The sequence below is a fragment of the Rhizobium sp. S96 genome, from assembly GCF_030382195.1.
Classification (GTDB): domain Bacteria; phylum Pseudomonadota; class Alphaproteobacteria; order Rhizobiales; family Rhizobiaceae; genus Rhizobium.
In genome coordinates, this window is sequence record NZ_JAUDRY010000009.1 from 41,131 (window position 1) to 66,764 (window position 25,634).

The 25,634-nt window shown below is 60.8% G+C and carries 22 protein-coding genes; 12 read left to right on the forward strand and 10 right to left on the reverse strand.

All coding sequences use genetic code 11. The features are described from left to right. The first annotated feature begins 49 nt into the window (after positions 1-49). The 3 genes from QTL94_RS11215 to QTL94_RS11225 all read left to right on the forward strand — a co-directional run bounded on the left by QTL94_RS11215 (position 50) and on the right by QTL94_RS11225 (position 3,538). A complete protein-coding gene (locus tag QTL94_RS11215) occupies positions 50-1,435 on the forward strand; it encodes an aldehyde dehydrogenase family protein (RefSeq protein WP_289801590.1) in 1,386 nt (461 codons plus the stop codon). Beyond that, positions 1,432-2,583 carry an iron-containing alcohol dehydrogenase gene (locus tag QTL94_RS11220; RefSeq protein WP_289801591.1) on the forward strand — a complete coding sequence of 384 codons (1,152 nt, stop codon included), beginning with the start codon at positions 1,432-1,434 and terminating at the stop codon, positions 2,581-2,583. Before QTL94_RS11215 ends, QTL94_RS11220 begins: the two co-directional genes overlap by 4 nt. A 241-nt stretch (positions 2,584-2,824) precedes the next feature. Then, positions 2,825-3,538: an AAA family ATPase gene (locus tag QTL94_RS11225; RefSeq protein WP_289801592.1), complete on the forward strand. Its 714-nt coding sequence runs from the start codon at positions 2,825-2,827 to the stop codon at positions 3,536-3,538. A gap of 91 nt (positions 3,539-3,629) precedes the next feature. Here the strand turns inward: QTL94_RS11225 and QTL94_RS11230 are convergent, their stop codons facing one another. Continuing rightward, positions 3,630-4,982 (reverse strand): L,D-transpeptidase family protein, encoded by a 1,353-nt coding sequence (locus QTL94_RS11230; RefSeq protein ID WP_289801593.1) that lies wholly within the window; start codon positions 4,980-4,982, stop codon positions 3,630-3,632. Between the two features lie 239 nt (positions 4,983-5,221). Here QTL94_RS11230 and QTL94_RS11235 point away from each other — a divergent pair, with 239 nt between their 5' ends. The 3 genes from QTL94_RS11235 to QTL94_RS11245 all read left to right on the forward strand — a co-directional run bounded on the left by QTL94_RS11235 (position 5,222) and on the right by QTL94_RS11245 (position 6,882). Continuing rightward, the gene (locus QTL94_RS11235) at positions 5,222-6,061 is read left to right on the forward strand and encodes a DUF4432 family protein (protein WP_289801594.1); all 840 of its coding nucleotides are present in this window, start codon (positions 5,222-5,224) and stop codon (positions 6,059-6,061) included. Positions 6,062-6,130: 69 nt separating this feature from the next. Beyond that, positions 6,131-6,469: a protein tyrosine phosphatase family protein gene (locus tag QTL94_RS11240; protein WP_289801595.1), complete on the forward strand. Its 339-nt coding sequence runs from the start codon at positions 6,131-6,133 to the stop codon at positions 6,467-6,469. A gap of 71 nt (positions 6,470-6,540) precedes the next feature. Next, the gene (locus tag QTL94_RS11245) at positions 6,541-6,882 is read left to right on the forward strand and encodes a RidA family protein (RefSeq protein ID WP_037178894.1); all 342 of its coding nucleotides are present in this window, start codon (positions 6,541-6,543) and stop codon (positions 6,880-6,882) included. Between the two features lie 45 nt (positions 6,883-6,927). Here QTL94_RS11245 and QTL94_RS11250 read toward each other — a convergent pair whose 3' ends face one another. From QTL94_RS11250 to QTL94_RS11265, 4 genes are read right to left on the reverse strand one after another with little or no spacing between them, the layout of a single operon-like run. Further along, complete coding sequence (locus tag QTL94_RS11250; RefSeq protein ID WP_289801596.1) at positions 6,928-8,586, reverse strand: thiamine pyrophosphate-binding protein; 1,659 nt, start codon at positions 8,584-8,586, stop codon at positions 6,928-6,930. Next, the gene (caiB, locus tag QTL94_RS11255; protein ID WP_289801597.1) at positions 8,583-9,785 is read right to left on the reverse strand and encodes a succinate--glutarate CoA-transferase; all 1,203 of its coding nucleotides are present in this window, start codon (positions 9,783-9,785) and stop codon (positions 8,583-8,585) included. Before caiB ends, QTL94_RS11250 begins: the two co-directional genes overlap by 4 nt. Positions 9,786-9,803: 18 nt before the next feature. Further along, positions 9,804-10,763 carry a DMT family transporter gene (locus QTL94_RS11260; RefSeq protein ID WP_065693566.1) on the reverse strand — a complete coding sequence of 320 codons (960 nt, stop codon included), beginning with the start codon at positions 10,761-10,763 and terminating at the stop codon, positions 9,804-9,806. 13 nt (positions 10,764-10,776) lie between these two features. After that, on the reverse strand, positions 10,777-11,706 hold the full coding sequence (locus QTL94_RS11265; RefSeq protein ID WP_289801598.1) for an alpha/beta hydrolase: 930 nt from the start codon (positions 11,704-11,706) through the stop codon (positions 10,777-10,779). 152 nt (positions 11,707-11,858) lie between these two features. On the opposite strand from QTL94_RS11265, the gene QTL94_RS11270 reads away from it, so the two are divergent. From QTL94_RS11270 to metF, 5 genes are all read left to right on the forward strand, one after another. Further along, positions 11,859-12,596, forward strand: coding sequence for a ribonuclease T2 family protein (locus tag QTL94_RS11270; protein ID WP_289801599.1), 738 nt, complete (start codon positions 11,859-11,861; stop codon positions 12,594-12,596). 75 nt (positions 12,597-12,671) lie between these two features. After that, positions 12,672-14,480: a hypothetical protein gene (locus QTL94_RS11275; RefSeq protein WP_289801600.1), complete on the forward strand. Its 1,809-nt coding sequence runs from the start codon at positions 12,672-12,674 to the stop codon at positions 14,478-14,480. 134 nt (positions 14,481-14,614) lie between these two features. Beyond that, positions 14,615-16,264 carry an energy-dependent translational throttle protein EttA gene (ettA, locus tag QTL94_RS11280; RefSeq protein ID WP_065693569.1) on the forward strand — a complete coding sequence of 550 codons (1,650 nt, stop codon included), beginning with the start codon at positions 14,615-14,617 and terminating at the stop codon, positions 16,262-16,264. A gap of 167 nt (positions 16,265-16,431) precedes the next feature. After that, the gene (locus QTL94_RS11285) at positions 16,432-17,457 is read left to right on the forward strand and encodes an ArsR/SmtB family transcription factor (RefSeq protein ID WP_065693570.1); all 1,026 of its coding nucleotides are present in this window, start codon (positions 16,432-16,434) and stop codon (positions 17,455-17,457) included. A 2-nt stretch (positions 17,458-17,459) separates the two neighbouring features. Continuing rightward, the gene (gene metF, locus QTL94_RS11290; RefSeq protein WP_289801601.1) at positions 17,460-18,359 is read left to right on the forward strand and encodes a methylenetetrahydrofolate reductase [NAD(P)H]; all 900 of its coding nucleotides are present in this window, start codon (positions 17,460-17,462) and stop codon (positions 18,357-18,359) included. A 520-nt stretch (positions 18,360-18,879) separates the two neighbouring features. Here the strand turns inward: metF and QTL94_RS11295 are convergent. From QTL94_RS11295 to QTL94_RS11310, 4 genes are all read right to left on the reverse strand, one after another. Further along, positions 18,880-20,121, reverse strand: a complete 1,242-nt coding sequence (locus QTL94_RS11295) for a lytic murein transglycosylase (RefSeq protein ID WP_289801602.1) — start codon at positions 20,119-20,121, stop codon at positions 18,880-18,882. A gap of 82 nt (positions 20,122-20,203) precedes the next feature. Then, entirely contained in the window at positions 20,204-21,001 is a 798-nt protein-coding gene (locus QTL94_RS11300; protein WP_289801603.1) for a glycoside hydrolase family 25 protein, read from the reverse strand. A gap of 130 nt (positions 21,002-21,131) precedes the next feature. Then, complete coding sequence (locus QTL94_RS11305) at positions 21,132-21,800, reverse strand: class I SAM-dependent methyltransferase (RefSeq protein ID WP_289801604.1); 669 nt, start codon at positions 21,798-21,800, stop codon at positions 21,132-21,134. Further along, positions 21,797-23,041, reverse strand: coding sequence for a BtaA family protein (locus tag QTL94_RS11310; protein ID WP_289801605.1), 1,245 nt, complete (start codon positions 23,039-23,041; stop codon positions 21,797-21,799). The genes QTL94_RS11305 and QTL94_RS11310 overlap by 4 nt, the downstream gene beginning before the upstream one ends. 173 nt (positions 23,042-23,214) lie before the next feature. Here QTL94_RS11310 and QTL94_RS11315 point away from each other — a divergent pair, with 173 nt between their 5' ends. Beyond that, positions 23,215-24,606 (forward strand): serine hydrolase domain-containing protein, encoded by a 1,392-nt coding sequence (locus QTL94_RS11315; protein WP_289801606.1) that lies wholly within the window; start codon positions 23,215-23,217, stop codon positions 24,604-24,606. Here QTL94_RS11315 and QTL94_RS11320 read toward each other — a convergent pair whose 3' ends face one another. Next, positions 24,607-25,524 (reverse strand): transglycosylase SLT domain-containing protein, encoded by a 918-nt coding sequence (locus QTL94_RS11320; protein WP_289801607.1) that lies wholly within the window; start codon positions 25,522-25,524, stop codon positions 24,607-24,609. Positions 25,525-25,634: the final 110 nt, after the last annotated feature.

Below are 25,634 nucleotides of genomic sequence, written 5' to 3' on the forward strand. Positions count from 1 at the left end.
TCTGTAGGCGGCGGCCGGCTTCGGCACGCGAAAACATAGGAAGATGATCATGGGAATGATCCAATGCATTTCGCCGATCGACGGATCGGTTTACGCCGAGCGTCCGGCGCTGCCGCTGGAGGCGGCGAAGGACGTTGTGGCGCGCGCCCGCAAGGCGCAGAAGTCCTGGGCGAAGCGTCCGCTTGAAGACCGCGTCCAGCTCGTCCTCAAGGGCGTTGCGCGGCTGAACGAGATGTCGGACGTCGTCGTTCCCGAGCTTGCCTGGCAGATGGGCCGGCCGATCCGTTATGGTGGCGAGTACAAGGGTTTCAACGAGCGCTCCAACTACGTCGCCTCGATTGCAGCCGATGCGCTGGCGCCGCTTGTTGTCGAAGAGAGCGACAAGTTCGAGCGCCGGATCGAGCGCGAGGCGCATGGCGTCGTCTTCGTCGTGGCGCCGTGGAACTATCCCTATATGACCGCGATCAACACGATCGCGCCAGCGCTGATGGCGGGCAATACGGTTGTGTTGAAGCACGCCTCGCAGACCCTTCTCGTCGGCGAGCGGCTGGTGCAGGCATTCGTCGAGGCCGGCGTTCCCGACGATGTGTTCCAGAACATAGTTCTCGACCACGAGACGACATCTGCGCTGATTGCCGCCGGCAGCTTCAACTTCGTGAACTTCACCGGCTCGGTCGAAGGCGGACGCTCGATGGAGCGTGCGGCGGCCGGTACGTTTACCGGTCTCGGCCTCGAGCTCGGTGGCAAGGATCCGGGTTACGTCATGGAAGACGCTGACCTCGATGCGGCGGTCGATACGCTGATGGATGGCGCGACGTATAACTCGGGGCAGTGCTGCTGCGGCATTGAGCGCATCTATGTGCACGAGTCGCTCTACGACAGCTTCGTCGAGAAGTCGGTCGCGTGGGTGTCGAACTACAAGCTCGGCAATCCGCTCGATCCTGAAACGTCGCTCGGCCCGATGGCAAACAAGCGTTTCGCCAAAGTCGTGCGCGAGCAGATCGCCGACGCGGTGTCGAAGGGCGCCAAGGCTCTGGTCGATCCCAAGCTGTTCCCGCAGGATGATGGCGGCGCCTATCTCGCTCCGCAGATCCTGGTCAACGTCGATCACTCGATGGCCTTCATGCGCGAAGAGACCTTCGGTCCTGCGGTCGGCATCATGAAGGTGAAGAGCGACGACGAGGCAATCGCCCTGATGAACGACAGCCAGTACGGCCTGACGGCATCGCTGTGGACGCAGGATGCGGAACGGGCAGGGCGGCTTGGTCGCGAGATCGAAACCGGCACCGTCTTCATGAACCGCGCAGACTATCTCGATCCGGCACTCTGCTGGACCGGCGTCAAGGAAACCGGCCGTGGCGGCTCGCTGTCGATCATCGGCTTCCAGAACCTGACGCGTCCGAAATCCTACCATCTGAAGAAAGTCACAGCATGAGCAGCAACATCACAGCCAACTGGAGCTATCCGACCGCCTTCAAGCTCGGCCGGGGCCGCATCAAGGAACTGGCGGACGCCTGCAAGAGCCTCGGCATGAAGAAGCCGCTGCTGATCACCGATCGCGGCCTGGCGTCGATGGCGATCACCCAGACGGCGCTCGACATTCTTGAAGACGCCGGTCTCGGTCGCGCGATCTTCGCTGACGTCGATCCGAACCCGAACGACAAGAACCTCGATGCCGGCGTCAAGGCGTTCAAGGACGGTGGCCACGATGGCGTCGTTGCCTTCGGTGGCGGCTCGGGCCTCGACCTCGGCAAGTGCGTGGCCTTCATTGCCGGCCAGACGCGCCCCGTCTGGGACTTCGAGGATATCGGTGACTGGTGGACGCGCGCCAGCGTTGAAGGCATCGCGCCGATCGTGGCCGTGCCGACGACGGCGGGCACGGGCTCGGAAGTCGGCCGCGCCAGCGTCATTACCAATTCCGAAACGCATGTGAAGAAGATCATCTTCCATCCGAAATTCCTGCCCGGCGTCGTCATCGCCGATCCGGAACTGACGGTCGGGATGCCGAAGATCATCACCGCCGGCACCGGCATGGATGCCTTCGCGCATTGCCTGGAAGCCTATTCCTCGCCCTTCTACCACCCGATGTCTGCTGGCATCGCGCTGGAGGGCATGCGTCTCGTCAAGGAATATTTGCCGCGCGCCTACAAGGAAGGCACGGACCTTGAAGCCCGCGCCAACATGATGTCGGCCGCAGCCATGGGTGCCGTTGCGTTCCAGAAGGGCCTCGGTGCGATCCATGCGCTGTCGCACCCGATCGGCGCCGTCTACAACACGCACCACGGCATGACGAATGCCGTCGTGATGCCGGCTGTGCTGCGCTTCAACCGGTCGGCGATCGAAGACAAGATCGCGCGTGCGGCGGCTTATCTCGGCATCTCCGGCGGCTTTGATGGCTTCTATGACTATGTGCTGCAGCTGCGTGCCGAACTCGGCGTTCCGCAGAATCTGTCGGCCATGGGAATAACCCCGGATCGTATCGATGAGCTTTCGGCGATGGCGATCGAGGACCCGAGCGCCGGCGGAAACCCCGTCGCGTTAACACTTGAGAACACCAAGGCGCTTTTCAAGGATTGCTTCTGAGACAAAAGGCGGACCTGAAACCTGGCCCGGAAAGCACTGACTTTCCGGGCTTTTTTGTTGCCCGCTCGCCTGGTTTTCATCCGACATTCCTGAGATGCGAGAAATGGTCTCCGCAATTTTCGGTCGCGATGTTTAGGTATTGTTAACCATGATTGGAAAGGATGCATTAACCGCACGATGCATCCGAAAGTGCGCAACAGAGCGATATCCAGCTCGTGCAAATTCCCTTCGAGGACCAGACATGCCTGTGATTACTTTTGCAAACACCAAGGGCGGCGCCGGCAAGACCACGGCCGTGCTTCTTCTTGCCACCGAACTTGCCCGTAAGGGTTATCGCGTCACCATCCTCGATGCAGATCCGCAGCATTGGATTTCCCGCTGGCACGAAGTTTCAGGCCACGTGCACAATGTTTCGGTCATCGACTTCGTGACTTCGGCATCGCTGCCGCAGCATATTTCAGAGAACAAGCACAACACCGACTATTTCATCGTCGACCTGCCGGGTGCGCGCAATCCGTTGCTGGCAACCGCGATCGGCCTGTCCGACCACGTCCTTATCCCGATCCAGGGCTGTGCGATGGATGCGCGCGGCGGTGCACAGGTGCTGGAACTGCTCCAGTATCTTGACGAGAAGGCGGGGATCAAGATCGGCCATTCGGTCGTGCTGACACGCGTCAACTCGATGGTCACGACGCGTGCGCTGTCGCTGGTGAAGTCACTGCTCAGCGAGCGTCAGGTGCCGGTTCTCGATACCGCCATCATCGAACGCTCCGCGTTCCGCGATATTTTCGATTGTGGTGGTACGCTGCATTCGATGGATCCGGCTCGGGTCAGCAACCTCGACCGGGCGCGCGAGAATGCCCAGTGTTTCGCCGAGGAGATCATGCGCAAGTTGCCGGTCCGTCTCCCGGCCGCTGCACGGATGACCGGCCCGCTGATCCGCTCCGCGGCTTAATCCGATCGCTTCGGGACATGAACATGCGCTCCAGTCCGCTGGGGCGCATTTTTGTTGGTGGGGAAGGTCTGCTCGGGAGCCCCGCTGAACGTCAGTCGACGAATTCGACCGTGACGCCGGGCTTGACCATCTTTGCCAGCTCGGTCGCGTCCCAGTTGGTCAGGCGGATGCAGCCGTGACTTTGGGTGCGGCCGATCTTGGAAGGCTCCGGCGTGCCGTGAATGCCGTAGGTCGGCTTCGAGAGCGCCATCCAAACCGTGCCGACCGGACCGTTGGGGCCCGGCGGAATGTTGAGGATCTTGTCGTTGGCGCCCTGCTGGAAATTGATCTTCGGATTGTAGGTGTAGCCAGGATTGAAGGCGACGCGCTCGACCGTCACCGTGCCCGACGGCGAGGGGGTGTCCGTTGAGCCGATCGAGGCCGGATAGGCGGCGATCAGGCCGCCTGAAGCGTCATAAGCAAAGACCTGCTTCTTGCCCTTGTCGGCGATGATGCGCGCAACCGCGCCGGTCTTCGCTTCGCCCGGGTTGACGACCTTGATGACCGTGCCGGGCAGCGTGAAGTCGGCGCCAGGATTGATTTCCTTCAGGAAACCTTCGTCCATATGGAAGCGTTCGGCCAGCGCCTCTGTCGTGGAGGTGAAGGCAAGCGACGACAGTGCCGCCTTATGGGCATAGTCTTCCGGGATTTCAGCGACATAAGGTCCGGCTGCATCGGACTGCGTGATGGTGTAGCTGACCAGCGGCAGGCCTCCGGACATGCGGAGCTGCTCGAGGATCGCGTCGGTGTTGTTCGGATCGAGCGTTTCGCCGGTCATCTCCTGGTAGGCATAGATTGCCTTGGTGACATTCGAGCCCATGTGTCCGTCGATTGCGCCCGGGGAAACGCCGGCGCGGTCGAGGAAGACCTGAAGCGCTACGATTTCGGACTTCGACTTGTTTTTGAGCGTGATTACCGGTTCAGCCTGCGGCTTTGGCTGCGTGATCTCCGGATTCTGCTGATCCGGTTCGATCGAGGCGTAGTCGCCGCTCTGCGGGTAGGGCTGGTCGTCCAGCGGTTGCCGGTCGATCGAGGCGTCGCGCGGGATCGAGCCCGTGACTGCGCCGCGCTCGGCATAACGGGTATCGCCGTAGACATCGCCATTGCCGTAATAAGGGTCGTTGCTTTCAGCCTCGCGAACCGGCGGGCGCGGGAAGTAATTGCGCGCGCGCGCTTCCGTTGCGATGATGTTGCCGTAGGGATCGATGAGGACACGGTTGCCGCGGCGGTCTCGCGCATAGCCAGTACCGGCCGGCACATAGTCGAGAATCTCACCCTCGGGGGTGACGAAAACGACGCTCGGGCGGCGGTTGTAGAATTGCTGCGCGCCCGCATCCGGGGCTGCCGCGGCAAAACCCACCACGATGATTGCCCCATGCAATGCCGATTTCAGAAAGCGATTCACGTCTTCGTATCCCTCAGTGACTTGGCCGACACACACCTGCGAATTTTGACGCTAGTGTGGAATTTATGAAATCGTGCTGAACAAAAGATAAAAAAATCGTGATTTTCCCTTTAGTGATAAACATTTGAGATCGCCATCCGTTCCAATGAAATTCCCGCTCGCCCTGCGGTTCGTGAAGATTGACGAAATGCCGCGCAGAACCTAACGCTACGGCGGTTCATGAATGGGGAGATGAGATCATGATGGAATTTGCCGCCGCCAGCGGACCGCGCCTGATGTTGGACGAGACCTCGCTGATGGATATCGGTGGCTGCATTGTCGGTGGCGTCGATATCGCACCGAAGAAGGCGGTCCCGGATGATGGCGATGCACGCATCTCGCATTCCGTCGAAGGTTTCCTGTTTACCTGCGGGCCTGACCACATTCGCCATCGCGATCCGATCCCCGGTCGCACCGATGGTTTGGTATTTCCCTTGCACGGTTCGGCCGCCGGGCACGCGGCCAAAATACTCTGGACGAAGTTCGAGAATGGCAACGCCGAGTGCCGCGCTGATATCGACATTACAACCGTGGAAGGACTGCCGGCGCGCATCGAGCGGCACTGGTTCATGGATGGCAGCACCGGCGAGACCCATCTCAGGGACACGGTGATCAACACCAGCAGCCAGACTGTCCCGACATTTCTGATGTACCACATGAACATCGGCGGGAAATGGTTCGACGCGGCGACGCGGCTTGAAGGGAAAATGCTCGACGGTGGCGGATTCCCTTGGAAGTTCGGCAAGGAAGGCGGCGACATATTCTGCGTCGAGGCGCCTGCGACCAACAATGGTCTGTCCGAAATCCGGCTCGGTCCGATCGCCGCCATCGGTGGCAAGACGCTGCGGGTTCGGGTGATGGCCGATACCCTGCCGCACATGCAGGTCTGGCGAAATCAAACGGCTCCCGCCGACGTGCTTGGCATCGAGCCTGTGTCGCATCGCTGGGTGCCACGCTCGGAGCTTGAAGCAGCGGGCGAGTTCGTGATGCTCAAGCCGGGCGAGAGCCGCAATTATGGCCTCAGCTTCGCTTTTGTGTAGGCGATGCGTGGTTGACGCTGGGCATCGGGCGGCGTAGTCATTCAGCCCACGATTTCAGGAGGATTTACGATGGACATTCGCCAGATCGACGACGAATATTCGGTGTCGGGACAGATCACGGTCGAGGACCTCGATCAGATCAAGGCTTTGGGCTTCAAGTCGATCGTTTGCCATCGCCCGGACCAGGAAAGCATGGACCAGACGCCATTTGCCGTGATCGAAGCACGTGCGAAGGAACTCGGCATCGAGATCGCGCATGTTCCGGTCGGTCCGATGGGTGTGACGGAAGAAGCCGTTGCCGACATGGTCGACGCGCTCGACGAATTTCCGCGTCCGATGCTCGGCTATTGCCGCTCCGGCGCACGCTCGACAGCGATCTATCAGAAGACCCATCACATTCGCGCTTAGCCCTAGGCTGAGCAGCCCATTCGGCGCCGCCTCTCGTGCGGCGCCTTTCATTTCATAACAAGGAGAACATCATGAGCATCAAGCGCATCGACGCCGGCGCCCGCATGAGCGGCGCAGTCATCCACGGCAACACCGTTTATCTCGCTGGCCAGGTTGGCGAAGGCGCCACCGTGACCGAACAGTGCAAGGACGCTCTGGGCGAAGTCGATCGCCTGCTGGCCGCTGCCGGTTCCGACAAGTCGAAGATCCTGCAGACGCTGATCTATCTCTCCGACATCTCGGATTTCGCTGAAATGAACGCTGCCTGGGAAGCCTGGGTCGATCCGGCAAACACGCCGGCACGCGCCACCAGCGAAGCCAAGCTCGCTGCTCCGAAGTACAAGGTCGAGTTCATCGTTACGGCCGCGATCTAAGATCGTCGTCTTTTCGATTCCTGAGGCCGGTGGGCGTTCAGCCGCTCACCGGCTTTTTGTTTGCGCAATTTCTGACAGCGTTCGCGTCGGCGTGATCGCTTCCGGATCGAGCTTGATCTCGATGATCGACGGCTTGCCGCTCGCTCGCGCCCGCTCGAACGCTGGGGCGAACTCGTCCGTCTTCGCTACCGTCTCTCCATGGCCGCCGTAGGCGACAGCAAGCGCCGCGAAGTCAGGGTTGGTGAGATCTGTCCCACTGACCCGGCCGGGGTATTCCCGCTCCTGGTGCATCCGAATCGTGCCGTAGATGCCGTTGTTGACGACAACAACGATGATGGGCAGTCCGTAGCGGACCGCAGTGGCGAATTCCTGCCCGTGCATCATGAAGCAGCCATCGCCGGCAAAGCAGATCACTTCACGGTCGGGGAAGAGGCGCTTGGCGGCAACGGCTGCAGGCAACCCGTAGCCCATCGAGCCGGAGGTGGGGGCGGCCTGCGTGTTGAACTGCCGGAACCGGTGGAAGCGGTGCACCCAGGTCGCATAGTTGCCGGCGCCATTGGTGAAGATCGTATCGGGCCGCGTGTTTTCCTCGATCCACGCCATGATCGGTCCCATCTGGACGTCGCCGGGGCCGGTCTGCGGTGGCTTCGACCAGGTCAGGTAGGCCTGATGCATGCGCTCGGTCCGCTCGGCCCAATGCGCCTCCGCCGGTGCTTCCAGGTCGGCCAGGGCCCCCACGAAATCCTGCGGGCTCGCGCAGATGGCGAGGTCCGGTCGGTAAAGGCGTCCCAGCTCTGATGCATCGGGATAAATGTGGACAAGCTGCTGCTGCGGGTAGGGGATGTCGAGCAGCGTGTAGCCTGACGACGGCATTTCCGACATGCGGCTGCCGATGAGGATCAGCAGGTCGCTTTCCTTGATCTCTCTTGCGAGCTCGGGGTTGATGCCGATCCCGACATCTCCGGCATAGCTTGGATGCAGATGGTCGAAGAGCATCTGCCTGCGGAAGGAGCAGCCGACGGGCAGCTTGAAGCGCTCGGCGAAGGTCTGGAAGTCGGCAACGGCATCGGCATCCCAACGCGTGCCGCCGAGAATGACCATCGGCCGCTCGGCTTTGAGAAGGCGAAGATAGAGGTCGTCGATCTGGCTGCTGCCGGGATGAGCCTCGACGCGGGCATAGCGCTTGGCGCGTGGCGCTTCGACCTCTTCGCGCAACATGTCTTCGGGCAGTGACAAGACGACCGGACCGGGCCGCCCGGAGGTCGCGATCGCAAAGGCGCGGGTAACGAATTCGGGAATGCGTGCAGCATCGTCGATTTCGCCTACCCACTTGGCGAATTCGGTGAAGGCGCGCCGGTATTCCACTTCCTGAAAGGCTTCGCGTTCACGTGCATCGCGCTGGACCTGGCCGATGAACAGGATCATCGGAATGGAATCCTGCCTGGCGATGTGCAGGCCGGCGGAGGCGTTGGTTGCGCCGGGGCCGCGCGTGACCATGCAGATCCCGGGCTCGCTGCTGAGCCTGCCCCAGGCATCGGCCATCATCGCGGCGCCACCCTCCTGACGGCAGACGACCACGTCGATGTCGCTGTCGTGAAGCGCATCGAGAACAGCGAGAAAACTCTCGCCGGGCACGCAGGAGAGGCGTTTCACCCCATTCGCTTTCAAGGCCTCGACGATCAGTTCCCCGCCGGTTCGTTTCATGATGGCTTTTTCCCCTCCAGTTCGGCGAGCTCCGCCAGAACTTCCTCGTGATGCTCTCCCAATCGCGGGCTGGGCCGCTCGTAGCGCAACGGCGTCTGCGACAGGACCACCGGTGTCCTCACACCGGGGATGATAGTACCAACTGCGTCTTCGAGATCGACACGCAGGCCGCGCGCCTTGATCTGCGGATCGGCGAACATTTCCTCGATCGTGTTGATCGCTCCGGCTGGAACGGCATTCGCCTCGCAAGCCTTCAGCAGATCGGCCTTCAGCCACTTCAGCGTTTCGGTCGTCACCAGCCGGCGGACCTCATCGCGATGCGCGATCCGGGCTTTGTTGGTGGCAAAGCGCGCGTCGTCGGCCACTTCGTCAAGGCCGAGGATCGTGCACAGGCGGCGGAACTGGCCGTCATTTCCAACGGCGAGGATGAGATAGCCGTCTGCCGTCGGTACGACCTCATAGGGCGAGATATTGGGATGGGCGTTCCCCAGCCGGGTCGGGGCGCGGCCTGATACCAGATAGTTCATGTTCTGGTTGGCGAGAACGGCGGACTGGACATCGAGCAAGGCCATGTCGACAAGCTGCCCCTGGTCGGTCTTCAAGGCATGGATGAGGGCCGCCTCAATGGCCGAGACGGCATAGATGCCCGTGAAGATATCGGCGATCGCAACGCCTGCCTTCATCGGCTGTCCATCCGGCTCGCCGGTGATCGACATGAAACCCGACATACCCTGTACGATATAGTCATAGCCCGCCAGTCCGGCGTAGGGGCCCGTCTGGCCGAAGCCGGTGATGGAGCAATAGACGAGCTTTGGATTGATCTTCCGCAAGCTCTCGTAATCCAGCCCGTATTTCACGAGCCCGCCAACCTTGAAATTCTCAATGAGGACATCGGCCGTTGCCACGAGGCGGCGAACGAGGGATTGTCCGTCTTCGCTTTTCAGGTCTGCCGTGATCGAGCGCTTGCCGCGATTGGCGGAGTGATAGTAGGCGGCGGAGAGGTTCTCGCCATCGGCGCTCTCGACGAATGGCGGCCCCCACTGGCGGGTATCATCGCCGCCATCGGGATTTTCCACCTTGATGACGTCAGCGCCGAGATCTGCCAGCATCTGGCCTGCCCATGGTCCGGCGAGCACACGGGCGAGTTCGATGACGCGAATGCCCGCAAGCGGTGCGTTGCTAAGCTTGGTCTCCGTCATGTTCCTCCCACGATCAGATCAAGGTGCCCGTGTCGATTGAGATGTATCGGATACGGGTTTCGATGCAAAGCGCCGCTCGCGCCAGATGATGTAGAAGCCTGACCCCATGATGATTGATATGCCGAGCCATTTGACCGCATCCGGGAAGTCGCCGAAGACGAGCCAGGCGAAAATGGTGGCCGAGACGATCTCGAAATACTGCAACGGCGCGAGGGTGGAGGCCGGCGCGGAGCGGTAGGCGTAGACGCCGAGAATGCCGGCGATCGCTGCGGAGACGCCAACACCGAGAAGGTACAGGAACCCGCGGCTATCCGGCATGACAGGATCAAGGACATCAGAACCGCTGCCGTGGCCGAAATATAGAAGCACCGCGCAGATCAGTAGGCCCCACAGACCCATATGAAACTGCATCAGCCAGGGATCCTCGCGCTGCGCAAGCGCGCGGTTCATCATCGCATAGATGGCGATGCAGAGAGCGCTCACGATCGGAAGCAGCGCCACGTAGCCTACCTCCTCGAAGCTGGGCTGGATGATGAGCACTGCACCGAAGAAGCCGACGCCGCAGGCGGTGTAGCGCCGCCAACCTATGGTTTCCTTCAGGAAGATGCTGCTGAGGATAGTGAGGATGATGGGCTCGACGAAGAAGATCGCGATCGCATCCGCAACCGCCATGTACTTCAACGTCGTCACGAAGGAGATCATCGATACCGTAATGATGGCGCCGCGGATCGCGTGAAAAAAGCTCTGCTTCCAGGTGATATTCGTCAGGTTGTTTCGCCACAGCACGATGGGGAGCATGCAGAGGGCCTGCACGGCAAATCGCGCGGCGGTGATTTGCGCGGAGGGAACCGTGGCAATGGCAAGCTTCGAGAAGATATCGATGATCGGCGAGATCAGGACCGACAGAGACATCAGCACGATCCCTAACATCACCTCGGAGGAGGCGGACATGGATCGGCTGGCATTGCTATTGCTCATTTCGGGTCCTTCTTCACGCCTTGGCGAGAACTGCGTCACACCAGTCGGCGAAATCAGCCATCGCTGCATCCGCACCGATCTCATTGAGGGTCTCGTGGCGCATATCCTGATATATCTGCGTGGTGATACGAGAGAAGCCGGCCGCTTTCAAATGGTTTGACAGCCATGTGACGGCTTTTCCGTTGTCTGTTGCCGGGTCCCGACCGCCGCCGACCAGATGGATGGGCAACTGTTTCGGCACGTTTACCAGATGCGATGCCTGCGGTGCCCGGAAGGTCAGTTCGAAGATGTCCAGCCATAGCGACACGGATGCGTCGAAACCACACAGCGGATCGGCGATGTATTTGTCGACCTGGGCTGGATCTCGCGACAGCCAGTCGAAATCGGTCCGGTGGTCGGCAATCGACTTGCCCCATGTGGTGAAGGTGAGTTTTGGAAGCAGGGCGCTCGGAACATCCGAGCCCTTCAGTGCGCGTTCCGTAAGCAGGATCGCCTGGGCCGCGCGTCCGGCCAGCCCAGGATTGAAATTGGAGTTCCAGATGGCAAGCGCATCGAACTTGCCGGGATAGGTCACCGCTGCATTGAGCGCGATCAGGCCACCCATCGAATGACCGAAGAGCACGATGGGAAGTCCCGGATGCAGCCGGGCCGCATGGTCGCGCATCGCTGCAACATCGTCGATGACTTGCCGCACGCCGTCGCGGCGGGCAAAGCGGCCGATCGGCGCATCCGGCGCCGTCGTATCTCCGTGGCCGCGATGATCGTGGGCATAGACATGATAGCCGCGCGCGGCCATGGTCTGCGCAAATCCGGCATAGCGCCTGGAGTGTTCTGCCAGGCCGTGGCAGATCAGGATGACGCCACGCTCATGTCCTGCCGCCGGTTCATAGTGAAATGCAAGCGACGCCCCCGTCGTTGCGACGCGCTGTGTTTCTGCGAACATTGTTTCCTCCGTCGCTGGAACTGACCAGATCGGACGGCAAAAGCAACAGACCGGGATGCCTATCCGATGGGAATTTGGCGGTCATCCACGAAGGGTTGCGAAACCCGAGATGACGTGCTTATCTGTTCATGGATTGTTCCTGAGGGGTCGAGATGAGCAATTTCAGGGCATGCGCGTCTGTTTTTCTTGCCATGATAACCGCCGCCGGCGGGGCCACGGCGCAGGAGCTAGGCCGCGGACACACGCGGTATATTCTCGCCGCGAGCTGGCAGCCGGCGTTTTGCGAAACCAATCAACGCAAGGCGGAGTGCGGCAGCCAGACCGGCGACCGCTTCGATGCGACGCACTTTTCGCTGCACGGCCTCTGGCCGATGCGGGACAATTATTGCGGCGTTTCCGGCAACCTGCGCACCGCCGACAAGGAGGGCGACTGGAATGAGTTGCCTGAAGTGACGCTTTCCGCACAGGGCAAGGCGGACCTCGACAAGGTCATGCCGGGCACACAGTCGGGGCTCGAACGGCACGAATGGCTGAAACACGGCACCTGCACCAAGATGAGCGCCGACGCCTACTTCGGCACTGCTGTTCGCCTCGTGGGCGAGCTGAACGCTTCGGCCGTTCGCGATCTCTTTGTCTCACGGATCGGTAAGACGCTGACGGCCCCCGAGATCAAGGCCGCATTCGACAAGAGCTTTGGCCCGGGCGCCGGTGACCGGGTGAAAATGAGCTGCCGCAGGGCAGGGCGGGATCGTGTCATCAGCGAGTTGACCATCGGGCTTTCCGAGAAGGCGACGACCAGCGATGGGGCGCCGCTCGGCGACCTGATCCAGGGCGCCGGCAAAACCTCGTTCGGCTGCGACGAAGGTGTGGTCGACGCCGCGGGTTTTTGAAGCGGTAGGATAATCTCAATTTTTGACCCATATCATCTCGGGCTGGCGGCGACCCAACAGCTCGAGTGACGATCAATGTCCGACATAGTTGCATCTGAAAGCAACGAGACTGCCGTACGGGAAACGCCATTGTGGCGGATGTTCATCGTGGTCTACGCGACCGCGCTGGCGATGCTGATGGTCGATCTTGCCGATGGCATCAGGTTCGTCGGCGATGTCGACGACCAGTTGCGCGAGCTACAGATCCGGCACTTGATGTCTCCACAAGGGCATTGGTTCGATCTGTCGCTGCCATTCATCTCAATGCCTGCGGTTTACGTCTCGCCCTGGTCCCGTTTGGTCGACTTCCCCTATGTTGCGATTGCCTGGCTGCTGCAACTATTCCTGCCGACCGCACAAGCGCTTACCGTTGCCTTTCATGTCTGGCCGCCGATGCTGCTGGCGGTTTTCAGCCTGCTGGTTGCATCGACGGCGCGCCGCCTGATGGCCGGGTTCGCGTTGACGGAGACGGCTCTTATTCTGTCGCTCATACTCATGACCATTCTCATGAGCATGGGCGTGCTGGAGTTTTCACCTCGGCGCATCGATCACCACAACGTTCAGATTGTCGCCCTTATGATGATCGTGGCAGGACTTGTCCGCTGGGGGCGGACAGGGGGCCTAATGATCGGCGCCGGGGCCGCAATCTCGACGGTAATCGGCCTTGAGTGCTTGCCATTTGTCGCGGTTGCCTATGGCGGACTCGTTCTTTGCTATCTCGGAAATGTTGCCCAGGTGCGCACGGTCATCGTTGCTGCGTCCGTTTCGATGGCGACCGTCACGCTTCTTTCGGCAATGGCATTCATCGGCCCGTCCGGTGCGGTTTCGACGCAATGCGACGCTTTCTCTGCTCCGTATATCCTGCTGCTATGTGGATTTTCCACGGTACTCGGCGTGTGTGCGTTCATCCAGAATGAGCGCACGGGGCCGTTCGCCCGGCTCCTCGCGCTGGCGCTTCCCGGCGTTGCTCTTCTGATCGGTGCGGCCTTCCTTTTCCCGTCCTGCATGTCGGGACCCTACGGCATCATCGATCCACTGTCGCGTGAGCTCTGGTTCAATCGAATCTGGCAGGAAAAGAGCATTCGGTACTTCTACGAAAACGGCCAATACGATCTCCTCATGCTCGTCGCATTGACGGCTGCCTTTGCGGCATATGTCGTTCCGCTGCTCCGGTTTAGAATGAGAGAGAAGTCGTTCGGCCCGGTTATTGCCTATCTTATGGTAATGAGCGCGCTCATCCTGACGGCCTTCGTGACGCGAAACATTCGCTTCCCGATAGCGCTTATGCCGGTTTTCCTGCCTGCCGTCGTCGCAATGATGACCATGAGGCCTCCGGGGTTCGAGAAGGCCTATCGGATCCCCACAATGGTTGCGGCCATGATTGCAGGCGCGCTTTGCCTTTTCTTCGTCTTGCTGCCGCCGCTCGAGCATGAGTTCGATGCCGTCGACTACATGGCGGCGAGTGAATGTCCGCAACAGGATTTCTCGGTGCTTCAAACCGTCCCTCCGGGGCGCGTTGCCGTGCCGCAGGGGATTGCGCTACCCGTGATCTTCGCTGCTCCATCGGGCTTTTCGGTTGGTGCGATACCGTTCCATCGCGCGTCGCCCGGGATGAAGCGCATGTTCGACGTGTTCATGACCTCGGATCCGCAGCTGCGTCGGGAGGCACTCGCACCTTTCGACTATGTCGCCGTCTGCCGCTTCCCACTTAAAGCCGATCCCGCACAGGCGCCTCTTTATGCCGCGCTCGCGGGTGGTGATGACTGGCCGGGGCTAGAGCGGGTGGTTTCTCCGACACCCAGCAATTTCCAGCTTTTCCGGATTGATCATGCCGCGCTGCGATAGGCTGAGGTGATCTTCAGCCGTTTCCCGCAGGCCATCTGCGACAAAGCGCTTGGATTTTGCCTCTAGCGCGTTGCTCCCGGGCGCCAATTCGCCTACATAGCGGCAAACCAATTTCCCCCGGAGCAGAATTACCGATGGCACGTCAGTTCATCTACCACATGTCGGGACTGAACAAGTCCTACGGCGCCAAGAAAATCCTCGAGAACGTCAACCTGTCGTTCTACCCCGACGCCAAGATCGGTATCCTCGGCCCGAACGGCGCCGGTAAGTCGACCGTGCTGCGCATCATCGCCGGCCAGGACAAGGAATTCACCGGTGAAGCATGGCTCGCCGAAGGTGCGACCGTTGGCTACCTCGAGCAGGAGCCGAAGCTCGATCCTGCGAAGACCGCTTTCGAAAACGTCATGGAAGGCGTTGCCGACAAGCAGGCCGTGCTCGACCGCTACAACGAACTGATGATGAACTATTCCGACGAGACCGCGGACGAAGGCGCGAAGCTCCAGGACATCATCGACAGCCAGAACCTCTGGGATCTTGAACAGCAGGTCGAAATGGCGATGGAAGCGCTGCGCTGCCCGCCGAAGGATTCCGCCGTCGACAACCTGTCGGGTGGTGAGCGTCGCCGTATCGCGCTCTGCCGCCTGCTTCTGTCACAGCCGGACCTGCTGCTGCTCGACGAACCGACCAACCACCTCGACGCCGAAACGATCGCCTGGCTGGAAAAGCACCTGCGCGATTACCCGGGCGCCGTGATGATGATCACCCACGATCGCTACTTCCTCGACAACGTCACCGGCTGGATCCTCGAGCTCGACCGCGGCCGTGGCATTCCTTACGAAGGCAACTATTCCGCTTACCTGCAGGCGAAGGCCAAGCGCATGCAGCAGGAGAGCCGCGAAGAAGCCGGCCGCCAGAAGGCGCTGTCGCGCGAACAGGAATGGATCGCCTCCAGCCCGAAGGCCCGTCAGGCAAAGTCTAAGGCCCGTATCAAGGCCTACGAACAGCTGGTGGATGCGGCCGAGAACATCCGGCCCGGCGACGCGCAGATCATTATTCCCGTGTCCGAGCGTCTCGGTCAGGTTGTCATCGAGCTTGATGGTATCAACAAGGGCTTCGAAGGCCGCACGCTGATCAACGATCTCACGATCAAGCTGCCGCCGGGCGGTATCGTCGGCATCATCGGCCCGAACGGCGCCGGCAAGTCGACGCTGTTCAAGATGATCACCGGCCAGGAAAAGCCGGACGCGGGCTCGATCCGCATCGGTGAAACGGTTCATCTCGGCTACGTCGACCAGAGCCGCGATGCGCTCGACGGCAACAAGACCGTCTGGGAAGAAATCTCCGGTGGCGCCGAAGTCATCAAGCTCGGCAAGTTCGATATGAACAGCCGTGCTTATTGCGGCGCCTTCAACTTCAAGGGTGGCGACCAGCAGCAGAAGGTCGGCAACCTCTCGGGTGGTCAGCGCAACCGCGTTCACCTCGCCAAGATGCTGAAGGCGGGCGGCAACGTTCTCCTGCTCGACGAACCGACCAACGACCTCGATACGGAAACGCTCGGTGCGCTTGAAAGCGCGCTCGAAGCCTTCGCCGGCTGCGCCATCATCATCAGCCACGATCGCATGTTCCTCGATCGTCTGGCGACGCACATCCTCGCTTTCGAAGGCGATGGCCATGTCGAATGGTTCGAAGGTAACTTCGAAGACTACGAGGAAGACAAGGTTCGCCGCCTCGGTGCCGACGCGCTGAACCCGGGCAGCCAGGCTTACAAGCGCCTGACGCGCTAATTCCTGCATTCTAGGGATGACGACAAAAGCCCCGGTTCGCCGGGGCTTTTTTGTGGGGTGCCCTATGTCGCTATTTGCGCAGCGAATTTCGTGAATGGGTGGAATTGCTGCTTGCCAGCCCAATGCAATTCACATAAAGATATCTTTATATGTTGATTGGATCGAGTATGGGTGAGCCTATCAGACTGGGATTGGATGCGTTGGTGGACGTCTTGAGGGCGGCCGGAGAGCCGACGCGCCTTCGTCTGCTTTCGCTTCTCGCCGCCGGCGATCTGACGGTGACCGATCTTACCGAAATTCTCGGCCAATCCCAACCGCGCATCTCCCGCCACCTGAAGCTGCTTGGTGAGGCTGACCTCATCGATCGTTATCAGGAAGGCGCCTGGGCCTATTTCCGACTGCGTCAGGAGGGCAAGGCGGTCGCATTCGTCCGGAGCCTGCTGACGCACGCCTCGGAGAACGACCCGGTCATCCAGCGCGACGGCGAGCGGCTCGCTGCCGTCAAGCGCCAGCGTGCCGAGCGTGCGCAAGCCTATTTCAGTCGCAACGCCGCCGAGTGGGACGAATTGCGCCGGCTGCATGCGGCCGACGAGGAGGTCGATGCCGCGGTTATCCGCTTGGTCGGCAACCAGCCGATCGACTCGCTGCTGGACCTCGGTACCGGTACCGGCCGCATCCTCGAGCTGCTTTCGGGTATCTATCGCCGCGCAATCGGTGTCGATGCCAGCCGTGACATGCTGAGCGTGGCGCGCGCCAACCTCGATAAGTCAGGCATTAACAAGGCCTCGGTTCGTCATGCCGACATCCTGAACCTTCCGTTCGAGGCGCAGGATTTCGATCTGGTCACGATCCATCAGGTTCTTCATTTTTTCGACCAGCCCGAAATCGCCATCGGCGAGGCGGCGCGTATGTTGCGGCCCGGTGGGCGGCTGGTTGTGATCGATCTGGCGCCGCATACGCTGGAATATCTTCGCGACGAGCACGCGCATGTCCGTCTCGGTTTTTCGCATCAGTCGATGTCCGACTGGCTGCGCAAGGCCGGGCTCGACGTCGAGCAGGTCGTCGATCTTCATCCGGGGCATCAAGGCGGGCAGGGGCTGACAGTCACTATCTGGCTCGCCCGCGACCCGAGGCGCCTGATGGCTTCCATCGAGAGCGACAGCGCCGTACCTACATTTGCCGGGAGAGAGTAAACATGGCTTCGAACACCGACGCACGCCGCAGGATCGGCATTTCCTTCGAGTTCTTCCCGCCGAAGTCGGAAGAGATGGAAGGCCAGCTGTGGAATACGGTCAACGAGCTGCAGGACTGGAACCCGGACTTCGTATCGGTGACCTACGGCGCCGGTGGCACCACCAAGGCGCCGACATTGGCGACAGTCTCGCGGTTCCTTTCGGCGACGCCGCTTGCCACAGCCTCGCACCTGACCTGTGTCGGTGCGACGAAGGAAGAGACGCATAGCGTCATCGACAGCTTCCGCAATGTTGGGGTCAAGCATTTCGTCGCACTGCGCGGCGATGCGCCTGGCGGCGTCGGTGCGCCTTACCAGCCGCATCCGGGCGGCTACGCCAATGCGGCCGAGCTTGTTGCCGGGTTGCGTGATATCGGCGACTTCGAGATTTCGGTCTCCGCCTATCCGGAAAAGCATCCGGAAAGCCGCGACACTGCCGCTGACATCGAGATGCTGAAGCGCAAGGCGGACAACGGTGCCGATCGCGCACTGACACAGTTCTTCTTCGACAACGACAATTTCGAACGTTACCTCGAAAAGGTCCGGGCGGCCGGCATTCGCATCCCGATCGTCCCGGGCATCATGCCGATCCAGAACCTGACGCAGCTGAAGCGCTTTGCCGGCGCCTGCGGCACCGTCGTTCCGCAATTTCTCGACGAGCGCTTCGCGGGCTTCGACGACAAGCCGGAAGAGCGGGCAAAAGTTGCTGCTGAGGTCGCCGCGGAGCAGATCGAAGATCTTGCCCGCCGGGGGATCGAGGATTTTCATCTCTATACGATGAACCGCGCGCCGCTGGTATCGGCGGTTCTGACTAACCTCGGCTTCAAGCGCGAGGCGACGAAAAAGGCCGGGGCCGCCGCATAGACCTGCCGGGTCGTTCAGGACACTCCAGACGTTAAAAAAGCGCATGCTCTCAAGGCATGCGCTTTTTTAATTCCGCAGAGATGTTCGCTACTCAGGAGTCTCGGCATAGTCCATTTCGGGCGGCAGGCAGGTCAGATGAAAAGCATCGACAACACAAATAAAAACGCCGCACCGATCAAAAGGACATTCAAGGATCGTGTGAGTCCCATGTCTGTCTCCTCGCGTTAACAGCCGGATAATATGTCGGGAAAACGACGCTTGAAAAGCACATTTTATGCTGCGGTGCGGCGAAAATGTCACATCGCTGGGCCGCTGGAAGCGCCAAGCATCTGAAATTCAATAGAAAACCTGGGTACGAAATTATTCACAGATTTTAACGAAGTGTAAAATCCGGCGAATGCGGCGTTTACCGCTGCGGCAAGATCAGGGCGCCCCCGAACCCGCTGAAAACATAAGGGAAATCCGGAAACTGAAAAGCCGGGCCAATGGCCCGGCTTTTGCAGTAGATTTCAGCCTGTTCTCAGAGCGCGCCGAGCAGGGCTGGCGTTGCCCAGCCGTCGGCAGGCATACCCAATCGCTGCTGCTGCTTCTGGATGGCTATGCGCGTGCCCGAGCCGAGAATGCCGTCGATCGCGCCGACATCATGACCGAGGGTGTCGAGCTTGGTCTGAAGCTCTTTCATCTGGTCGTTGGTCAGGCCCTGTTCCGGGGTGCCCTTCAGGTAGGGCTCCGCGCCAGCAAGCCGGGTCGCAAAGTAAGCCGCTGAGGTGGTGTAGATGAACGACTTGTTCCACTCGAGATAGATCCCGAAGTTGGGGTAGGCGATGAAGGCAGGTCCGAGACGACCCTGCGGCAGCACCAGGTCGCCGCGCAGGCTACCGAAGCTCGTGTCGCCGTTGCGCGGCTTGACGCCAAGTGCGAACCACTCGCCAGCGGTCATCGTGCCGCCGAGGCCGGACTTCTCGAAGGGCAGGCTTTCAGGAATGGTGACTTCCTGCAGCCACGGCTGGCCCTTCTGGAAGCCGAGGTGCTGGATGAACTTGGCGGCGGTCAGGATGGCGTCCGGGCCGCTCTGCTTGAGGCGCACGTGGCCATCGCCGTCACCGTCCATGCCGTAGGCGACGATATCGCGCGGCAGCATCTGAACCTGGCCGATTTCGCCGGCCCAGGCGCCGGTGTTGGTTGCCGGGTCGAGGTCACCGTGCTGAACCATCTCGATGAGTGCGATCAGCTGCGGGCGGAAAAGTTCGGGGCGGCGGCAATCATGAGCGAGGGTCACGAGGGCATTGCGGGTGTTGAAATCGCCCTGCACGGCGCCGAAGTCGGTCTCCATCGCCCAGAAGGCGGTGATGACGCCGGCCGGGACGCCGAATTCCTGTTCCGCGCGAGCGAAGACGTCGGCGTGCTGCTTCATCTTCTGGCGGCCGATATCAAGACGCGCCTGGCTCACGGTGCGCTGCGAGAATTCCAGGAAGGTCTGCTTGAACACACCCTGGGCGCGGTCGCGGCTGATCACCTTGGGATCGATCTGTGCGCCGGCAAGCGCCCTGTCGGCTGCTTCGGCGGATGCGCCGGCAGCGATCGCCTCGGCCTTGACGCCAGCCAGGAACGCGGAGAGGTCGCCATCGCAGGCAGGGGCCGGTGCGGCAGCTGCTGCGGGAGCCTGAGCGGCAGGTGCCGCTGTTTGTGCTGCAGCACCCGTGGCGATACCGGCGGCGAACAGGAGAGCGAGCGCAGAACGGCTTGCGGGCGTGCGGAACATAGCTTTAATCCTCGTCATTGCTAAAATTGCTGTCGATGTCCCAAATGATTGTGACAGAAGCAAGAAAGAAGGCGGGACGTTACTAAGAATTCGTGTCTTTGGAAACCGCCGCTACCCAGTTGTTCCAGTTCTTCGCCGAACCAGCGAACACATTAATGTCAGTCGGCCCCTTGATGCCGGGAATGACACCCGTGGATGTGTATTGCCAGAAGGCCCAGCGGCGGTCGGCATAGGTGACTTCGGGGTGCTTCGCGACCGAACGGACCCAGAAGTGATAGTCCTGGAAGTATCCGACCAGATTGTCGCGGTGGAAGTCCACGGAGGTGTAGATGATCGGGCGCTTGCCGTAATAGGCCTCGAGCCGATCCATGAAGCGCTGCAGCTGCGCGCGTACCGTCGCCGGATCCGGGCGGAGGCGGCACGTCTTGGATTCCGAGTTCCATTCAACGTCCAGCACCGGCGGCAGGCGCATGGATTCCTTCGGCACGTTGCTGATGAACCAGTCGGCTTGCTCATCCGGCGTCGAGCAGAAGTAGTAGAAATGATAGGGGGCGTGCGGGATGCCGACCGCCCGGGCACGCTGCCAGTATTCGTTGAAGCGAGAATCGACGCGATCCTTGCCTTCCGTGGCCTTGATGAAGGCGAAGGCAACGCCGGAATTCTTGACCGTCTGCCAGTCGATATCGCCCTGCCACTTGGAGATGTCGATGCCGTGAACAGGGTTCTGCTGCGGATGCTTCGGTCCGAAGTCCTGCGGATCGGTGTCCTGGAACCGGGTTTTCGGCTTTACGGACGCTGTTTCGAGATAGTCATAGCCCGACGAAGTGCAGCCGGCGAGCAAGACAGCCAACGGCAAGACGCAAAACAGGAGCCGGCGCATAGGTGTTCCATCGTAAACCGAATGATCTTTGTGCCCCACAGCTCGACCTTCGTGAAAGACGCGTCCAGCAGAGAGATGCCCCTCTTTTAATCATATCAACGTAAAAAATCGGTTAGTTTCAAGCGAAATGTTAGCGCTTGGTAATAATGCACGCCTGCCACGCGTAGCCGCCATAGACCGAAGTGAAGCGCAATTGCGCATTATTTTCAGTGGCTTGCACCTGGAGTGCCTCACGCAGGGTGGCGCGCGGCGTGACATGAAATTTGCACAGCCAAGATTTCAGGACCGCTCTGAACCAGCCGGGCAGGCGCTCCTGTTGGCCGAAATCGACGATGTGCAACTCGCCGCCGGGGTTGAGCGCGGCGATGGCAGACGCGATCGCACGCTCCCAATCGGGAATCATCGATAGCGCATAGGAGACCAGGATCCGGTCGAAACCCGTGCAGCCGAATTCGCCTGGCGTGAAAGCGGTGGCATCGGCCACGCGGAACTCCGGGACGACTGCCTTGCCGGCAAACGTCTTGCGCGCGGAGATCAGCATCTCCTGTGATATGTCGAGGCCGTAGAGGGCCGCCTGAGGGAAGTGCTGGTGCGCGAGCGCCAGGTTGCGGCCGGTCCCGCAGCCGACCTCGAGCAGGGTGCCTCCGACCGGTACATTGAGACCGCGAATGGTGCGGTCACGGCCGAGCAGGTAGTATTTGCGGGTGAGGTCATAGATATGCCGCTGGTACCTGTACATGCCGTCCATAAGGCCGGCATGATCGTCGGAGGGTGCGGTGGTCGTTTCGACTTTGCTCACGCCGTCTTCTCGTAGATGTGGAAGCCGCCATAGATCGCCGAGCGGTCTAGGGATGTGAGTTCGCGCGAGCGATCTTCCAGATAAGTCCACTGGTCGCGGAGCGCCGGCGACAGCCGTCCTTCAATGATGCTCTTTTCAGCCGCCGTGCGGAAAATGACCCGGGCGCCGCTTCGGGCCGTGCGCGTGATTTCCGTCCATAGGTCGTTCAGCTGCTGGTCCGTCATCCAATCCTGGGCATCGAGCAGGACATAGCGGTCGCGCGATGCGGCCGGTTCGCGCGCGAGCAGTTCAGTGAAGCTTGCGTGGTGAACGCCGACACGGTCGATGTTGTCGCGGATCGTTTTATAGTGCTCCGGCTTCAGATAGGTCGGCAGCGGACCTTCGCCGGCCGGCGCATAGCGGCGCGCAAACGCCTGCCAGGCGAAGTAGTTGTCGCGCATCGGGAAATGACAGGCGAGCTTTTCCAGGCGGTGGCGAAGGACGGGCGCGATCGATTGATCGGCGGCAAGGCTTGCCAGCTCGTCATACTGCTGCGGCGGAATGCCAAGGCCGAAGAGCGAGCTCTTGCGGCTGGTGATCCAGCGGACGATGGGCTTTTCAAACAGCGGAGCGATCTTCTCGTCAAAGAACTGGCGCTGTTCGCGAAGCGAGCGGGTTCTGGTGATCTCGGTGAGGTCGATGCCGTGCAGGCGCGCCAGCAGGTGGGCGGCGCCGATGAAGCGGCCGAGAAGGCCCGTCTTGTAAATGTTACGGTCGAATACGGTGATACGCCGACGTCCGAATTTGCGGCCGTTCCAGTAGCTGCGCGTGGTCTCGTCGAGGTTTGCCGCGAGAAACTGATTGAAAGCGCTGCTGTTGGTGGCTTCGTTCGGCTGGGCAAGGAAGCGCACGAGGTCGGCATGGCCAGGAAGGTTGCGGAATGCCGCGAGCTTCAGGCGATTGAGGGCGATGTGGTGCGGGTTGAGGTCGACGACGTCGATCGAGGCTGGGCTCTTGGAGAGGTAGGCGAGCATGTTGCAGCCGCCGGAGCCGATCGTGACGATACGATGGTGGGGCTGGAGCTCCATCGCCTGCATGTCCAGATCGGGGTCTTCCCAGATTTGCGGGTAGACGAGGCCGGAGAACAGCAATCCGAACAGGCGCTCCGAGAGGCCGTCCTTGGAAAGTGCCTTGTGGCGGAGAAGGGCTGCCTTGAGTTTCCGGTTCTTGCGGAAGCCGGCATCCGGTGCAAATTCCGTCATGTGAGTCTTTCACCCATTTAGCGTTCAGGGCGTTTAGCGCGCCGGGACTACAGTTTGATGACGCGGGCTGTGGACGCGATCGAGTGGGATTTTAGGAGTGCTGGCGGTGCCAACGTTCAGGGGGCTTCCGTGTCGCGTGATTTCCTGCTTCTCTAGGGCGATGGAGGAGACATATGCGACTTCTGCGACGTATCCTTAAAACACTGGCCGTTGTGGCCGTTTCCGCAATTGTCGTTGGCGCTGCCTGGCTTTTCGTGACCCTGTCGGATCTCCTCAAGGTCGGTGATGGCTATGCCGCTAAGATCATGTGTTCAAACGTCTTTATCGCTGGGCGGGATCCCGATGCGATCTTGTCCAAGGACGTTCAGGCTCCGGGCAATCCGCTGCTGAAGCTGGTTCGGGTCGATATCGATCGCGAGGAAAAGCGGGTGACGGCGCGCATCCTCGGATGGCTTGCGCCGAACTACGCGGTCTATCGTGGGACCTTCGGCTGCGCCAATGTGCCCGACGGAGACTTTGAGGCGGCGCGGCGCTCGGTTCCCGACGAACCTCGCCAGCCGCTCGCAGAACGCCGTGCGCCTTGGCCCGATGGCGATGATGTCGCCGACGACGGTGATCAGCGAATCGCAACGCTGCTGACAAGATCCGCGCTCACGGGCGAGGGGATGCGTGCCGTCGTCGTGGTTCATGACGGGCGCATCGTGGCTGAAACCTACGGTGACGGATTCGGGCCAACGACACCGCTCATCGGCTGGTCGATGACGAAGACGGTCAACGCGGCCATCCTCGGGCGTGCGATGGAAGAGCACAAGGTCGGGCTCGACGACGCAAATCTTCTGCCACAATGGGCGGGCGACTGGCGATCGAAGATCACTGTCGCAAATCTGCTGGCGATGGAGAGCGGTCTCGAATTCAGCGAAGACTATGACATCGTCTCCGATGTCACGCGCATGCTGTACTTGAATACGGATCAGACGCAGCTTCCGGCCGGCAAATTGCTGAAAGAGGCCGACAGAGGGACGTTCAACTACTCGAGTGGCACGTCGGTGTTGCTCTCGCGGGTCTGGATGGATCGCGTCGGTAACCCGCAGACCGCGTTTGACTATCCGCGGCAGGCGCTGTTCGGGCCTCTCGGCATGTCGAGTGCGGTCTTTGAGGTGGATGCGCACGGAACCTTCGCTGGCGGCTCCTACCTCTACGCAACGGCAAGGGACTGGGCACGCTTCGGTCAGTTCCTGCTGATGGATGGGAAATGGAAAGAGCAGCAGCTGTTGCCGGAGGGATTTGTCGCCATGATGCGAACGCCGACGGAGGCATCCGACGGACGCTATACGGCTGGCCAAGCATGGGCAAAGTTGCCCGGTGCTGTGACCAATGCGGAGGCAGGGCTTCCGTCCGACACCTTCTGGATGGAAGGGCATGATGGGCAGAGCACTGCGATTGTGCCATCCGCCAAGCTCGTTGTCGTCAGAATGGGACTGACGCCGTCCAGCTACAAATACACATCGCAATCACTGTTGAAGGAAATTCTGGCGGTCTTGCCGGCAGGCGATCAGTCGACCTGATCAGTAGCTGCCCTGGGCCACGTCGGACATGCCCTTGCGCTTGGCATCGTAATAGTAGCCGCGCGCATAGAGACGGACCGCATTGTCTTCGCTGCTATCCGACACCAGCCATGCGCCGCGCAGGTATTTCGCGGCGTATTTGATGTTGGTTTCCGCATCAAACAGGCCTTCCGGCTGTCCCTCGTAACCCATGGACTTGGCAGTATTGTACTTGATCTGCATCAGGCCGAAATAACCGCGCTTGTTATAGGCCTTCGGATTGTAACGGCTTTCGCGATGAACGACGCGGTGAAGCAGCGATGCCGGGACCTGATAGATCTTCGAGTATTTCTCGATGATCTTCGTGATCTCGCTCTTTTCCACAGTCGGAGCGCCATCGTCGGTGTCGTCATCGCTGAACATCGGCGGTGCTGTCGGCGGATCCATCGGGCCGGATGTGTCGAAGCCATAGTCCATCATCGCGTGCGGGGTCGTATCGATCGCCGACAGTGCGGCAATCGCGCCGTTCTGCGGTGTCGCTGCGAAAGCAAGCTGGGTAGACGGAGACGGCGTACCGGGCCGTGGCGTCGGGACGACCGACTGAATCGCGGTCATCTCGGGCGTGAGCGGAATCTGTGCATAGGCTGCGGGCTGGAGCTGGGCACCCGGTTGAGCCGGATCGGTGACCGGCATGGCGGCTGTCGCAACCGACGGCGCTATCTGATCGGCGATCGTGGACGAGGCAGGCGTGCCTTCGCCTGCGGGAATGGCTGCGAACGTCGCATCTTCGCCGGGCTTCGGTGTTGGGATGACCATTTGCTCGGCCATCAGGTCCGCCTGGGACGTGTATTCGACACTGGAGCATCCAGCCACTACGCCACACAGCATCGTGGACACGATGAAACTGCGTCTAAGGCCGGAAAATCCGATCGCTACCATACTCTCACTCTCGTGAAACGCGCCGCCCCGGCAGCGTTAAAAGTTACCAAGAACCTTATGCCCTGATTTGCCAATTAACCTATTCGTTGCTTCCCGGCAACCCGCCGGAT

What these genes read in the sequence shown, in the direction of transcription:
- QTL94_RS11220 (WP_289801591.1), top strand. Translation starts at nt 1,432, where the DNA reads ATGAGCAGCAACATCACAGCCAACTGGAGCTATCCGACCGCCTTCAAG.
- ettA (WP_065693569.1), top strand. Translation starts at nt 14,615, where the DNA reads ATGGCACGTCAGTTCATCTACCACATGTCGGGACTGAACAAGTCCTAC.
- QTL94_RS11270 (WP_289801599.1), top strand. Translation starts at nt 11,859, where the DNA reads ATGAGCAATTTCAGGGCATGCGCGTCTGTTTTTCTTGCCATGATAACC.
- QTL94_RS11300 (WP_289801603.1), bottom strand. Translation starts at nt 21,001, where the DNA reads ATGCGCCGGCTCCTGTTTTGCGTCTTGCCGTTGGCTGTCTTGCTCGCC.
- QTL94_RS11225 (WP_289801592.1), top strand. Translation starts at nt 2,825, where the DNA reads ATGCCTGTGATTACTTTTGCAAACACCAAGGGCGGCGCCGGCAAGACC.
- QTL94_RS11260 (WP_065693566.1), bottom strand. Translation starts at nt 10,763, where the DNA reads ATGAGCAATAGCAATGCCAGCCGATCCATGTCCGCCTCCTCCGAGGTG.
- QTL94_RS11275 (WP_289801600.1), top strand. Translation starts at nt 12,672, where the DNA reads ATGTCCGACATAGTTGCATCTGAAAGCAACGAGACTGCCGTACGGGAA.
- caiB (WP_289801597.1), bottom strand. Translation starts at nt 9,785, where the DNA reads ATGACGGAGACCAAGCTTAGCAACGCACCGCTTGCGGGCATTCGCGTC.
- QTL94_RS11215 (WP_289801590.1), top strand. Translation starts at nt 50, where the DNA reads ATGGGAATGATCCAATGCATTTCGCCGATCGACGGATCGGTTTACGCC.
- QTL94_RS11285 (WP_065693570.1), top strand. Translation starts at nt 16,432, where the DNA reads ATGGGTGAGCCTATCAGACTGGGATTGGATGCGTTGGTGGACGTCTTG.
- QTL94_RS11240 (WP_289801595.1), top strand. Translation starts at nt 6,131, where the DNA reads ATGGACATTCGCCAGATCGACGACGAATATTCGGTGTCGGGACAGATC.
- QTL94_RS11315 (WP_289801606.1), top strand. Translation starts at nt 23,215, where the DNA reads ATGCGACTTCTGCGACGTATCCTTAAAACACTGGCCGTTGTGGCCGTT.
- QTL94_RS11245 (WP_037178894.1), top strand. Translation starts at nt 6,541, where the DNA reads ATGAGCATCAAGCGCATCGACGCCGGCGCCCGCATGAGCGGCGCAGTC.
- metF (WP_289801601.1), top strand. Translation starts at nt 17,460, where the DNA reads ATGGCTTCGAACACCGACGCACGCCGCAGGATCGGCATTTCCTTCGAG.
- QTL94_RS11250 (WP_289801596.1), bottom strand. Translation starts at nt 8,586, where the DNA reads ATGAAACGAACCGGCGGGGAACTGATCGTCGAGGCCTTGAAAGCGAAT.
- QTL94_RS11235 (WP_289801594.1), top strand. Translation starts at nt 5,222, where the DNA reads ATGATGGAATTTGCCGCCGCCAGCGGACCGCGCCTGATGTTGGACGAG.
- QTL94_RS11310 (WP_289801605.1), bottom strand. Translation starts at nt 23,041, where the DNA reads ATGACGGAATTTGCACCGGATGCCGGCTTCCGCAAGAACCGGAAACTC.
- QTL94_RS11295 (WP_289801602.1), bottom strand. Translation starts at nt 20,121, where the DNA reads ATGTTCCGCACGCCCGCAAGCCGTTCTGCGCTCGCTCTCCTGTTCGCC.
- QTL94_RS11320 (WP_289801607.1), bottom strand. Translation starts at nt 25,524, where the DNA reads ATGGTAGCGATCGGATTTTCCGGCCTTAGACGCAGTTTCATCGTGTCC.
- QTL94_RS11265 (WP_289801598.1), bottom strand. Translation starts at nt 11,706, where the DNA reads ATGTTCGCAGAAACACAGCGCGTCGCAACGACGGGGGCGTCGCTTGCA.